We start from the raw sequence: 14,042 nt of genomic DNA on the forward strand, positions 1-14,042 counted from the left end.
CTAATTAGCTAAATGTGTCTTTTACATTTTCGAGCATGTCGTTGTATTCGTCACTTGAAAATAGCTGCATAGAAGGAATAACGCCTTTATCTATGTAGGTTTGTAAAGCCGCTGATTTATCAGAAACCTGTAAAGTCCCCTCTAAAATAGCGCCAATACGAATAAAATCAACATAACCAATCTCTTCAGGGCGATACGTAGGGTCGGCCCAATGTCTAGCAACATTTACAAATTCAGGTGGAAACTCCCACGCTCCCATAATTGAGCCACCAATTTTACCACTGAGCTTTTGAATTGCATGTGCTAAAAAGCTTGGGTTAGCAAACACCTCTGGGTGGCGCTCAGCTTCGGTTAAAATAGGCAATACACCAATGTTATATACCAACGACGCCAGCGTAATAGAGTCACTATTTAACGATGTACGTTTATTATTTTGTAAATAAAACGCCATAAGCGTTATTGAATGCCCCGCCACATTTAGTGTTTTTTGCCACGCTTTACTCATGTAGCCTTTTATTAGCTCATTATTAGAAACAAACAGCTGCTCCATTGCCATTGCGGTTGCTATATTTTTAATTTGGCGTAAACCAATGCGAGTAACCGCTTGCTGTAAGTTAGACACTTTAACCACTCGGCCCATAATTGCACTGTTAGCCACTTTGATCATGCGCGCTGAAAGAGCCGGGTCTTGCCCAATCACATCTGACATTTGCATTAGGTTTACATCAGGGTTATCAGCCGCTTGGCGCACTTTAATTGCAACTTCAGGTAACGTAGGTAAAACCAGAGTGTCGTTATTGATTCTATCAACCAAAATCGTTAATAGTGCATTTTCTGTAGACATAGAACTGTCATCCTTTTGTTTCTGGGCCGCAATGCAACTGCTAACCTCGGATAAAATGAGTAATACAATGAGTATTATCTAACTTACCGATAAAGTTAAGAAAATTATATAAATTAATTGTTATTATCGCCTGTAGGCGCGGTACAACGCCAAACACTTGCTATTTACCATTTAGTTTTGCTTTAATGCAGTCACTATAAGGAAACGTTTGTACGCGCTAGCAATTATATTTAAGCGTACAAATAATTAAACTTACTTTTTTAACAGGCAATCAAATGATCTTAAACAAAATTAGCCAAGCAATTTTACTCTCAGGCGTCGTTTTTCTTAGTGCATGCTCAGAGCAAGCCCCCTCTTCGACCGAAGCCACAGGTGTAGAACTTGCTCAAAAAAGTGCCGCGCAAGCTGGCCCAGATTTAATTAATATTGATAAACAACGCTTAGATATTTACACCGACTTTAGCCTAGAAGCCGACCTATCTCATTTAAGTGATAATCAAAAAGCCATGGTTGCTAAGCTTATCGATGCCTCTAAAATTATGGACGAGCTATTTTGGAAGCAGGCTTTTGGCGATAATAAAGACGCTTTTTTAGCAAAGCTAAGTGATGAAAAAGTACGTAAATTTGCTGATATTAACTACGGCCCTTGGGATCGTTTAAATGGTGACGAACCGTTTTTATCAGGTTACAAAGAAAAAGCCCTTGGCGCACAATTCTACCCAGCCGACATAACAAAAGAAGAGCTAAATAATGCCGACGTAGAAGATAAAAAAGGCCTTTACTCATTAATTAAACGTGATGAGCAAGGTAACCTTTACAGCGTGCCTTACTCAAAAGAATACGCTGAGGAGTTAGCTAAAGCAGCAGATTTATTACGTGAAGCCAGTAAGCTTGCCGATGACAAAGAATTTGCTAATTACTTAAACCTACGTGCTGATGCACTGCAAAAAGATGATTTTCAGGGTTCTGACTTTGCCTGGATGGACATGAAAAATAACCCAGTTGATGTGGTTATTGGCCCAATTGAAACCTACGAAGATCAACTCTTTGGCTACCGCTCTGCTTATGAGTCGTATGTACTAATTAAAGATTTAAAATGGAGCGAGCGCCTAGCTAAATTTGCGGCCTTTTTACCAGAGCTGCAAAAAGGTTTACCGGTAGATGCTAAATATAAGCAAGAAGTGCCAGGCTCAGACGCTGACTTAAATGCTTACGATGTGGTTTACTATGCAGGTCACTCAAATGCGGGCAGCAAAACGATTGCCATTAACTTACCAAACGATGAACAAGTACAGCTTGAAAAAGGCACTCGTCGCCTGCAGCTTAAAAACGCAATGCGTGCAAAATTTGATAAAATTTTAGTGCCAATTGCTGAGCAGTTAATTGTACCTGAGCAACGTAAGCATATTACCTTTAACGCCTTTTTTGCCAATACCATGTTTCACGAAGTGGCTCATGGCCTAGGTATTAAAAACACCATTACCAATAAAGGCACTGTGCGCCAATCATTACAAGAGCACGCAAGTGCACTTGAAGAAGGTAAAGCCGATATTTTAGGTTTATACATGGTTGAGCAGTTACTTAAAAAAGGCGAAATTACCGAAGGCACATTAGAAGATTACTACACCACCTTTATGGCGGGTATTTTCCGCTCAGTACGTTTTGGTGCATCAAGCGCACATGGTAAAGCCAACATGATCCGCTTTAACTTTTTTGCTCAAGAAGGCGCTTTTTCTAAAAATGAAGAGGGTTTATACCGTGTAAATATGGAAAAAATGGGCGTGGCTATGGCTAAGCTGTCGCGCTTAATTTTAACATTACAAGGTGACGGCGATTACGAAAAAGTAGATCAACTAATTGCCACTCATGGCGATATTAAAGAAGAGCTTGCTAAAGACCTAGAAAAACTAAGCCAAGCAAATATTCCGGTTGATGTAACCTTTAAACAAGGCAAAGACGTGTTAGGCCTTAACTAACCCAACACGTAATACTTTGTAATAGTTTAATAAAGCGCTGTAGTTTATAACTGCAGCGCTTTTTTTAGCGCTATTATTTGCTCATCTGTGTATGGTTTTGCAGGAAACTTACCCCACACCGGTGCAGGCCACGCAGCATCAGTTGTAAAACGTGCAATATGATGAATATGTAATTGCGGCACCATATTACCCAAAGCGGCCACGTTTAATTTATCAGGGCTAAACACTTGCATAATAAGCTTGCTGAGTTTGGCCGACTCTTTTAAATATACAATTTGATCGGCATCAGATAAATCGATGATCTCTTTTAAATTAGGTTTTCTGGGCACCAATACAAACCAAGGGTATTGGCTGTCGTTAAGTAATAACACCTTACATAAAGGCCAATCTGCCAGTTCTATACAATCGCGCTTAAGCTCTGGGGCGAGTTCAAAAGTGTGGTTCGTCATCGTCACATCCTAGTTAGTCTTTAATAATGGCCACTTTATAGCATTTATTTGCAGTTGCACACGCTTAGCTTTACCATTTAATACAATATTTATAATAAGCTAAGGCAACCTTGTGCTAAAAAAAATAAAACACTTAACCCTCGCACTACCGCTAGCTGTTGGCGCACTGAGCGTACAAGCAAAACCATTATCGCTAGAGCGTATTTTTGATGATCCGAGCTTGTCGGGTAAAGCTCCCGTACAACTTAAATTTTCACCAGACGGTAGCCGCGTAACTTACCTGCAAGGTAAAACCGATGACTACAACCGTTATGATTTATGGGAATACAACTTAAAAGATAACACCAACAGAATACTGGTTGATTCTGCAAAGCTGTTTTCAGGCCCAGAAAACCTCTCTGATGAGGAAAAAGCACGCCGCGAACGCCAACGTATTTTTGGTAAAGGTATTTTAGAGTACAAATGGTCTAAAGACGGCAAAGCTCTGTTATTCCCACTCAATGGTGACCTGTATTATTACGAGCTTGCATCTGGTAAAAGTAAAAAACTTACCAATACAGAAGCGTTTGAAACCGATGCCCGTTTTTCTCCTAAAGGTAACTATGTATCGTTTATTCGCGAGCAAAACCTTTACGCTTTAGCACTTGATTCAGGTAAAGAAATACAACTGAGCAAAGATGGCGGCGGCGTTATTAAAAACGGCATGGCCGAATTTGTAGCACAAGAAGAAATGAGCCGTATGACTGGCTACTGGTGGGCTGGCGATGAATCTAAAATTGCATTCACTCGCGTAGATGAAACCCCAGTAAAAGAAGCTATCCGTAACGAAATTTATGCAGACGAAGTAAAGCTATTTAATCAACGTTACCCATTTACAGGCACCGACAACGTTGAAATACAACTGGGCGTGGTGTCTTTAAATAATCAAAACGTTGACTGGGTTGATTTAGGCGACGATAAAGACATTTACATTGCACGTGCTAAATGGCTAAAAGACAGCACTACCCTTTCGTATCAATGGCAAAATCGCTCACAACATAAGTTAGAACTACGTTTTTACAATAGCGATACTAAAACGCAAAAAGTAGCGCTAACAGAAAACAGCGATACGTGGATCAATTTAAACTTTGATCTGCATTTCTTAAAAGACAAAAAGCATTTTGTATGGGCTTCTGAGCGCGATGGTTTTAAACACCTTTATTTGTACCGCACTAATGGCCAGCTAATTCGACAAATCACCTCTGGCGATTGGGTTGTTGATAGCTTAAAAGGCGTGGATGAGAAAAAAGGCATAGTGTACTTTGCAGGACGTAAAGACACCCCGCTTGAAAGCCATTTATACAGCGCACCACTGTTTAAAAAAGGCAATATTAAGCGCATCACCGAACAAGGCCAATACCACAAAGTGGTAATGGCTAAAGACAGCAAAACGTTTATTGATAATAGCTCATCGGTAAACAAGCCTAACTCGGCGGCTCTTCGTAAAGTAAATGGCGAATTTATCACATGGCTTGAACAAAATAAGCTTGATGATAGCCACCCATTAACACCTTATTTAAGTGATTTAGCAACTCCAGAGTACGGCACAATTAAAGCAGAAGATGGCCAAGTAATGCATTACCGCTTGTTTAAACCAAGCAATATTGCAGACGGTAAAAAGCACCCAGTAATTGTTAATGTATACGGCGGCCCGCATGCACAACGCGTTACAAATAGCTGGCGCAGCAAAAACTTGTACTTTCAATACATGGCGCAACAAGGCTATGTTATTTTTCAGCTCGATAACCGAGGCTCATACAACCGTGGTAAAAAGTTTGAAGATGCTATTTACAAACACTTAGGTGTTGTAGAAGTAGCTGATCAAATTAAAGGCGTTGAGTTTTTACGCACGCTTGATTACGTAGACCCACAACGCATTGGTATTTATGGCCACAGTTATGGCGGATACATGGCCCTAATGACCATGTTTAAAGCGGGCGATTACTTTCAAGCCGGTGTATCGGGTGCACCAGTTACTGACTGGGCACTTTACGACACCCATTACACTGAGCGCTACCTTGGTCATCCAAAAACCAATGCCAAAGGCTACGAAGACAGCGCCGTATTCCCATACGCTGATGGCTTAAAAGGCCCATTAATGATTTACCATGGCATGGCCGATGACAACGTGTTATTTACCCACGCCACTAAATTATTTAAACAACTACAAGATAACGAAAAACAGTTTGAAATGATGACCTACCCAGGCTCAAAACACAGCTTACGCGGTAAACAGGTGCAAACACATTTACACCAAACCATCACAAACTTCTTTAATCGACATTTTGATGTTAAATAATCATATGACGACTAAATAGACTAAAGGCTGATTGAAAAATCAGCCTTTTTTTTGTCTTAATAAGTTAGTGAGCCTAGATTAAACGCTTTTTTTAGCTACGCTTATTCTATGCGCTAAGGCGTACACTAATTGAGGACAAATTAATGCTTAACCTACGTAGTTTCAGTATTTTCCAGCGTTTTTTACTGTTAATAGCCATTGTTGTATTTGGCTTAATAGTACTTAGTATATCTAGCTTAACTCATCAATATAGCTCACTCAAAAACGAGCAATATCTAAAAACCCAAAATGTAGTAGAAACGGCATACAGTGTTATTGAGCATTACCACCAGCTTGAACAAAACAATACACTCACACAAGCGCAGGCTCAATCACAAGCACTGGCCGCTATAAAAGCGCTGCGCTATGACAAAACAAATTACTTTTGGGTAAACAACTACCAGCCCAAAATGGTAATGCACCCAATAAAGCCTGGGCTTAACGGTAAAGACTTAAGTAATAATAAAGACCCCGATGGCAAAGCACTTTTTGTAGAAATGGTGAACATTGTAAAACAACAAAAAGAAGGTTTTATACCTTATAAATGGCCAAAACCAGGAAAAGACCAGCCGGTAGATAAAGTCGCATTTGTAAAAGGCTTTAGCCCGTGGCAATGGATTATTGGCTCAGGCGTATACCTAGATACAATAGATGAAGCATTTAGCGAGCAGCGTAATCTCATCATAATTAGCGCTTTAGTTATGATTATTGCTGTCATTTTATTAAGTTACTTTATTGGTAAAAGTATACTCACGCCTACTCGCCTTGCCGCAGACATGATGAAAAACATATCGCAAGGTGAAGGTGACTTAACACGTACGCTAAACGAATCGGGCAATGATGAAATATCAGAGCTGTCACGCTCTTTTAATTTATTTGTTTTAAAAATGCGCGAGTCGTTAGTACATGTATCGCACAGTGCTGATGATGTAAGCAGACACGCTCATACGGTGGATGAGTCAAGTAGAACAAGCCACTCCTTCATTGAGCTACAAAACGACAGTTCCACACAAGTAGCCGCCGCCATGGAGCAAATGACGCACCAAATTCATGATGTGAGTCGTAATGCCGAAGCCGCAGAACAAGCTGCCAATGATGCAGCGCACAATGCCTCAACCGGTAAAAACGTGGTAGCGAATACCATTACCGCCATAGAAACACTCTCAAGTAATATAGAAACAGTGAGCCAAGTAACTGAAGATTTAGCAAACGAAAGTAACAATATAGGCTCTGTGCTTGATGTGATCAGAAGTATATCGGAGCAAACAAACTTACTTGCACTCAACGCTGCTATAGAAGCGGCTCGTGCAGGCGAGCACGGCAGAGGGTTTGCAGTTGTTGCCGATGAAGTGCGCACATTAGCCAGCAGAACTGGGCAAAGCACAGATGAAATTCAAACCATGATCACTAAATTACAAGAAGGCGCTAAAGCGGCTGTAGAGGCGGTAAAATCAAGCCAAGCACTGTCGGTGACGACGGTAGAGCAGGTTTCATCTGCAGATACATCGCTCAATGAAATAGAAAGGCTGGTATCTATAATTACCGACATGAACAGCCAAATAGCCCGTGCCACCGAGCAGCAAACACAAGCTGCTGACGAGGTTAATTTACGTATTAACGAGCTATCACAATCAACCGAGCAATCACTAAATAATACAAAGCAACTTACCGATGCCAGCGATAACCTTAAACAAAGTAGCCAAGGGCTTTCGAGCGTGGTTAATCGCTTTAAATTAAAATAATTAAAAAACAAAAGCCCTGAATTAACAGGGCTTTTTATTACATAAGCGTTTTTAGCTTATACCATTTCGCATAATTGAGTGATCTATTTTTAGGATGGAAAAACGTGTTGATGGCTAGGCAAAAAATTTGCTATTTAGTTGTTCTAAATGAGAATTTTTTATAGCCCCGAAAAATGATTAAGTATTATTGCGGATTGGTATTAAATACAGTAGCGTGCAAATAAGCTGGTTACTGATGCTGCGGTTGGCTTACCGTGCTGCCAATCACCGCCTTCAACACCACTACCAGCAATGTCCATATGTACATAAGGAAGCGGCTGCTCAGAGTCGTTACCGTGTTTATCAAGCCCACCAACAACGGCTAAAAACGCCATAGGGAATTGATGGCCACGGGCTGTAACAGCAGAGGCCGCATTATTGCTTGATAAAACATCATCAGCGAGGGTACGCGGTTTGATAAAGTCGTAATCTTCACGGCGAGAGCGAGAAACCTCTGCTGCATCTGCCCATAAATCACCACAATCCGCTATTTGACGAGAGGTATTAGCGCTACGTGCAGGTCCGTTTTCAACATATGCTCCGTAAGGGCCCATAGCACGTGCCGCATGGCCTGTAAGGGTTGCTACGGTGAACAATGTTGGGTTAACTTCGCCTTTGGCGACATCTTTCATTTCGCTAAGTAGGTCACCCATAGCTAAACGCCCTTCTGCATCGGTGTTACCAATGCGTACACGTACGCCTTCACGGCTAGTGATAATTTCATCTGGTACAAAACAATCTGAGCCAATTGAATTACGGACTACAGCTAAGTAAGAAATAACTTTAACGCCTTTAGGTTGGTAATCTGCCACGGCTTTCATAAAGCCCGCAACGGATGCAGCCCCACCTTTATCGCGGCTCATACCCGCCATGTAACCGCCTACTTTTAAATCGGCGCCGCCGGTATCGTATACTAAGCCTTTACCAACAAACATTAGCGTGCGCGTTACTTCACCTTCTGGCACGTATTCTAGCTTAACAACACGTGGATGATGGCGCTCAACCGCATAAGATGCGCGCGCAACAGTGCTAAGCATAGGGTAGTTTTTATCTATCGTGTTAATATCGTCAATCACATCAACCGCTACTTTAGAGCCTTTAAAAAGCTCAACACAGTAATCAGCAAAACGTGGTGGCGCCATACGTTCAGGCTCAGTACCACATAAATCACGTGCCGCATATTGCCCTGCTGCAATTGCATTTACAGCTTTAACTGTTTGCTCATTTGCATCTATTAAACCTATTTGCGTAATAGGTTCAATGCTTTCGCCGTGGTATTCGCGCGCCTCTAAAGGCTGCCATAATGCTTGGCATGCCCCTAAATACGCCACTTCTAACGCATGCTGGTAACGCGCATCTGTATGTAATTTAGGTAAGTAAATAGCAGGGTTTACACTACCCGCGGCTTTTGCTTCGTTAATCGCTAGTTTAGCAGCATCAAAGTAGCGCCTTACATCATCGTAATCGCGGTTAAGCGGCCCCGTAGGTGCTAAAACAACGCGTACATTATCAACCACTAAAAACGTAACTTGTTTACCAATACGAGAATCTACTTTAGCGTGTGATTCGATAGCATCACTTAATGAGTTATTGGCTAATTGAGAAAAGTCATCACTAATTATAATAAGTGCATCGTGAGAAAATGAGTCAAAGCTTGCACTAAGTGATTGTGCAGCTATCGCTTGAGGATATGCCATAAGTAAAACTCCTGTTAGAAAACATAAGGGGCTATTATCGTTGATATAAAAACACAAAACCAGCCAACTGCGATCAGCTCATTTTAATCTGGCAACTTGGTTTTACAGCAAACTAAAGTGACTCCATGTTTTAAGAAGAAATTAACAACTATATAGTTTTTAGTAAAGGCAGCCCTGCTTATACCGCGTTTAAATTACTGTGCTAAAGCACTCTAAATTGCAAAAAAGCATGTAGTTAATCAAGAATACTCAGTTGCAGATTTAAATTAGGTTCATTTTTAACACCCACTCCAATACCTAATAAACGCACTGGTTGCTGCATCCCGCGTTGATACGCCTTAGAGAGTAATTCAGTAAAAATAGCAGTATTTAATTGATGATGAGCTTGATCAGCAGAGGTAACAACAAAGTTTGCAAACTTCACTTTTACACTTAGCTTATTAATACGATTTTGCAGCTTTTGCTTATTAAGGCGCGCTGTTAGCTCTTCGAGTAATTTAGGTAACTGATCTAAACATTCTTGTAAGCTGTTTTTGTTGTATTCATAGGTGTGTTCAACACTAAGGGATTTACGCACTCGCTCAGTGGTTACTTTACCAATATATTCGCCAGCACATTTTTGATAAAGCGATACACCAAAATTGCCCACATGCTGCTGCATCCAATTAACGCCTTTCTCGCGAACGTCTTTTCCTGTGTATAACCCCTTTAAATTAAGCTTTTCGAGGGTTACTTTGCCCACACCAGGGATTTTACCCAGCGGTAAATTATTTAAAAACGCATCAACTTCATCCGGTAAAACCACAAATTGGCCATTGGGTTTATTTTCGTCACTGGCTATTTTGGCAATAAACTTAATGGGGGCAACTCCGGCAGAGGCAGTAAGGCCGGTATCGTTATAAATATCTGCTCTAATTTGCTGAGCAATAAGTGTTGCGCTGCCTTTGCATGCGGTGCTGTTGGTTACATCTAGGTAAGCTTCATCAAGCGACAGCGGCTCTATTTGATCGGTGTAGCGTTTAAATACAGCGCGTATTTGGTTAGAAATTTCTTTATAAACCGCCATGCGCCCAGGCACAATAACTAAATCGGGGCATAATTGCTTAGCGTGGTAGTTAGACATAGCCGAGCGAACACCATATTCGCGCGCTATATAATTTGCTGTAGAGAGCACGCCACGACGGCTATTGCCACCAATCGCTAAAGGCACACTGGCAAGTTTGGGGTTATCGCGCATTTCAACCGCTGCATAAAAGCAGTCCATGTCGATATGAATAAACTTTTTCATTACCACATAACAACTGTTTATTTATACAGCCATTATTATGGATTCACTTTCATTAAGCAAGCCCATTAAAGCCTGTTTAACTTGCTAAAGTTAAAAGCGCTACTAAGTGTAGCGCTTTTAACCGTGCAAGCTTTAAACAGCTTTTTTAAAACGGCTGCTTAAAGCGCTTTGATTTTTTAAAGCAATGTAGCCAAAAAACAAACTCCAATAAAAACCCCGCAGCTAAAAGCATTATGCCGCCGGAGGCATTACCCATTGCATAGCAAGCAAAAGACGCTATAAAAACTAAACTGGCTAAAGCCCAATTAATTATATTTTGCATGTGTGTTCTCGTGTGTGTGTTGTCTGTGTTATTTAACTGTAGTCCTAAAAATAAATAGGTACAATCATCTTATAAAAAAACATGGCATTTATTGTCTTGAGCTACAAACACCATATTGATAACCTCATTCATTTAAAACTAAGAGTACACATACATGCAAAGGTTCAAAGATCTGCACCCTATTCATACCGATATCACCGTAGCATGGGCCGATATGGACGCCCTACAACATGTTAACAACGTGGTGTACTTGCGTTATTTTGAAATTGCGCGTATCGATTTTCTAAATAAAATAAATCAGTTTGATACGATAAAACCAGGTGGAATAGGCCCGGTCATTAGTGAAAACAATATTCGCTATAAACGTCCAGTGACCTTCCCAGATACCTTAACCGTAGGTATTACTATTTCAGATATAAAAAGCGACCGTTTTATGATGAATTACTCTGTATTTAGCCATGCTCAGCAAGCTATTACTACCACAGGCTATTCTCAAGTTGTTATGTTTGACTTTAAAACAGGACAAAAAGCGGCTATTTCAGAGCCATTACTATCGGCACTACATCAATTCGCTTAAGTAGGTTTATTGCGAATTGGTATTAATTATCCACTCTCAAGATCTTACATAATTTAAGGATTTTAAATGCAATACAGTCCGTTAGGCAGCAGCGGTGTTGATGTTTCTAGAGTATGCTTAGGCAGCATGACTTGGGGTAAACAAAATACCCAACAAGACGCCGATGAGCAAATAGCTTATGCCTTGGCACAAGGCGTTAATTTTATAGATACTGCCGAAATGTATGCCGTTCCTCCTTCACCAGAGACCTACGGTAAAACAGAGCAAATTATAGGTAACTGGCTAAGTCGCAATGCGCAAAAGCGCAGTGATATTGTATTGGCGAGTAAAATTGCAGGCAATGGCTTGTCGTGGGTACGAGATGGCGGCGATATAACACGCAGCGCTGTCATTGAGGCCGTAGATAACTCGCTTAAACGCCTACAAACCGACTACATAGATTTATACCAATTGCATTGGCCTAATCGCTCTACCCCACATTTTGGCAGGCAGTGGCCAGGTAAACTCACTTTTAGTGACGTAGATACTGAGCAACAACAAGCGGGTATGCTTGATATTTTAGAGGGTCTTAATGAGTGTGTTAAAACCGGAAAAATAAAATATTGTGGCCTTTCAGATGACACCCCATGGGGCATTAGCCAATTTTTAAATTTAGCAAAAGTGCATAACTTACCGCGTATGGTGTCTATTCAGAACGAGTTTAGCCTAGCGCACGCTAAAGATTGGCCTTATTTAATTGAGCAGTGTATCCATGAAGACATTGCTTATTTACCTTGGTCGCCGCTTGCTGCTGGCCTGCTAACGGGTAAATACCTAAACGGCGCACGCCCAGCGGGCTCGCGTTGGACATTTATGCAGCGCAATGGCATTTTTAGAGATACCCCTAACGCGCAAAAAGCCACGCAGCGTTATGTAGAGCTTGCACATGCAAGCGGCATAACCCCAGCCCAATTGGCTCTTGCTTGGTGTAATCAAGTCGATGGCGTTACCTCGTCAATTATTGGTGCGACCAGCATGGCCCAATTAAAAGAAGACATTGACGCTTTTAGCATAACTTTAAGCGACGACACTCTAACTGAAATTGGCACTATTTTTAAAGATTACCCGCAGCCATATTAAACCAAAATAATAGGCAGTTTTTTTACTGCCTTTTTCTCTCTTACATTTGAACATATAAAAAGTAAAACTATACTAAAGTTAATTTAAATGGATTATTTTTAGTGAGTTATGCTTAGAAATGTAATTTTATTCTTTGGTGTCCTAGGTGGTTTAATGCGTTACGGGTACGCTGACAATACTCACCCAATTAAAGAAATTGTATGGCTACAAAGTTACACGCCCCCCTTTCATATGGATAAAGATTCGCATGCGCCGCAAGGTGGTATTTGCGACAACCTCACCGAGCAACTAATTAACAGCATTGATGATGTAAAACATACACGACTAATCGTGCCGCAAGAGCGAATTAATAAGCACTTAAATGAAGGCGATAATGTATGCTTTCCGTGTGTTATTCATAAAAAAACGGCCAATGGGGTGTTACAGTTTTCTACCCCCACCACGGTTTACCCGCCTTTTTCGGTTTTAACCACTCAAAAACTTGCTCCAGAAATACACGCTAAGTATGGCAGCCCTATTAAACTTATTCATTTATTGTCAGACGAGCAATATGTGTATGGTCAAGCCGCGGCGCGCAAGTTTACTTCAAAAATTAATAAAATAATCGAAAACACCACGGTGTATCATAAAGCATCGCTAAGCTGGAGCAGCGAAAATGAAAGCCAAGCTGTTATTGCTCGCTTGAGTCGCGGCTTTTTAGATTACACAATAGACTACCCGTTTATGAGGGATTATTTTGTCAACCACAGTAAGTTTAAAAATATAGTCAGTTTACCAATTGAAGAAGACCCTAGAGAGTTTGTTTTAGGGGCTATAGGGTGTGCAGTAAGAGCACCGAATGATTTTGCTACCAAGGCGCTTAATAAAATAAATAAAGCGCTACATAAGCAGGTATTACAATCGCCTGCTTATATAAATAGTCAGCGCTTTTGGTTAGAGCAAAGTTTTCCGCAGTTTACTAAGCATTACCAACAGCAAATACTTAATCCTATTGTGCCTGCCAACTTTGCGATAACAAGCAGGTCGAATTAGCATACAAGCTTACTGTAAATACGCTGTTTGCAGGCACTTCCCCTACGCCTGCAGGCGTTCCTGTCATTATTACATCGCCATTTTCTAAGTGCATAAACTCATTAATTTCACTTAAAATATCTTTAGGCTTGTGTATCATAAATTGCGTATCGCCTTGTTGAATAACGTTATCGTTAATTTTAAGCTCAAACGTAAACGCCTGCTCAGCATCCGCTATAGCGACAAAGGGCGTTAATAATACCGAGCCGTTAAACGCCTTGGCGCGCTCCCACGGTAACCCTTTATTTTTAAGCTTACTTTGCACGGTACGTTTAGTTAAATCCAACCCTAAACCTACGCCTGCCAACTCATTATTTTTAATAACAAAACACAGCTCGGTTTCATAATGCAGTGTGTCGTTATTGTGCGTAGCAAATAAGGTAGACGAAAGCGCACTGTTCGGTTTATTAAACAATACCATTTGATCTGGTAGCTCATTATTAAGCTCAGCAATATGCGCGGTGTAATTACGCCCAACGCATACTACTTTAGAGGGTGTTAATATCTCACTTTCTAGTTTTATCGACTGCATAAAATAACT

The 14,042-nt window shown here is 40.8% G+C and carries 11 protein-coding genes; 6 read left to right on the plus strand and 5 right to left on the minus strand.

Translation table 11 applies throughout. The annotated features are described in order from the left end of the window. Positions 1-4: 4 nt before the first annotated feature. Positions 5-844 (minus strand): HDOD domain-containing protein, encoded by an 840-nt coding sequence (locus AN395_RS15320; RefSeq protein ID WP_054983495.1) that lies wholly within the window; start codon positions 842-844, stop codon positions 5-7. A gap of 275 nt (positions 845-1,119) precedes the next feature. Between AN395_RS15320 and AN395_RS15325 the strand changes: the two genes are divergently transcribed. Beyond that, positions 1,120-2,820, plus strand: coding sequence for a dipeptidyl-peptidase 3 family protein (locus AN395_RS15325; RefSeq protein ID WP_054983496.1), 1,701 nt, complete (start codon positions 1,120-1,122; stop codon positions 2,818-2,820). A gap of 44 nt (positions 2,821-2,864) precedes the next feature. On the opposite strand, the gene AN395_RS15330 is transcribed toward AN395_RS15325, so the two are convergent. Further along, positions 2,865-3,269, minus strand: coding sequence for an HIT domain-containing protein (locus AN395_RS15330; protein WP_004586851.1), 405 nt, complete (start codon positions 3,267-3,269; stop codon positions 2,865-2,867). A 112-nt stretch (positions 3,270-3,381) separates the two neighbouring features. On the opposite strand from AN395_RS15330, the gene AN395_RS15335 reads away from it, so the two are divergent. Together AN395_RS15335 and AN395_RS15340 are read left to right on the plus strand one after the other, a co-directional pair. Further along, a complete protein-coding gene (locus tag AN395_RS15335) occupies positions 3,382-5,607 on the plus strand; it encodes a S9 family peptidase (protein ID WP_004586850.1) in 2,226 nt (741 codons plus the stop codon). Positions 5,608-5,750: 143 nt separating this feature from the next. Next, positions 5,751-7,388, plus strand: coding sequence for a methyl-accepting chemotaxis protein (locus AN395_RS15340; protein ID WP_054983497.1), 1,638 nt, complete (start codon positions 5,751-5,753; stop codon positions 7,386-7,388). Between the two features lie 200 nt (positions 7,389-7,588). Here the strand turns inward: AN395_RS15340 and AN395_RS15345 are convergent, their stop codons facing one another. Both AN395_RS15345 and dinB read right to left on the minus strand, forming a co-directional pair. Then, positions 7,589-9,124, minus strand: coding sequence for a leucyl aminopeptidase family protein (locus AN395_RS15345; protein WP_054983498.1), 1,536 nt, complete (start codon positions 9,122-9,124; stop codon positions 7,589-7,591). A 235-nt stretch (positions 9,125-9,359) separates the two neighbouring features. Then, entirely contained in the window at positions 9,360-10,412 is a 1,053-nt protein-coding gene (gene dinB, locus AN395_RS15350; RefSeq protein ID WP_054983499.1) for a DNA polymerase IV, read from the minus strand. Between the two features lie 476 nt (positions 10,413-10,888). Between dinB and AN395_RS15355 the strand changes: the two genes are divergently transcribed. The 3 genes from AN395_RS15355 to AN395_RS15365 all read left to right on the plus strand — a co-directional run bounded on the left by AN395_RS15355 (position 10,889) and on the right by AN395_RS15365 (position 13,462). Further along, entirely contained in the window at positions 10,889-11,311 is a 423-nt protein-coding gene (locus AN395_RS15355) for a thioesterase family protein (RefSeq protein WP_054983500.1), read from the plus strand. 66 nt (positions 11,312-11,377) lie between these two features. Next, positions 11,378-12,430, plus strand: coding sequence for an aldo/keto reductase (locus AN395_RS15360; protein WP_054983501.1), 1,053 nt, complete (start codon positions 11,378-11,380; stop codon positions 12,428-12,430). A 153-nt stretch (positions 12,431-12,583) separates the two neighbouring features. Continuing rightward, positions 12,584-13,462 carry a hypothetical protein gene (locus AN395_RS15365; protein WP_054983502.1) on the plus strand — a complete coding sequence of 293 codons (879 nt, stop codon included), beginning with the start codon at positions 12,584-12,586 and terminating at the stop codon, positions 13,460-13,462. Here the strand turns inward: AN395_RS15365 and AN395_RS15370 are convergent. Beyond that, positions 13,419-14,033: a fumarylacetoacetate hydrolase family protein gene (locus AN395_RS15370; protein WP_054983503.1), complete on the minus strand. Its 615-nt coding sequence runs from the start codon at positions 14,031-14,033 to the stop codon at positions 13,419-13,421. The two genes, AN395_RS15365 and AN395_RS15370, sit on opposite strands and share 44 nt — an antisense overlap. Positions 14,034-14,042 lie beyond the last annotated feature (9 nt).

The organism is Pseudoalteromonas sp. P1-30, from assembly GCF_001400005.1.
GTDB lineage: Bacteria > Pseudomonadota > Gammaproteobacteria > Enterobacterales > Alteromonadaceae > Pseudoalteromonas > Pseudoalteromonas atlantica.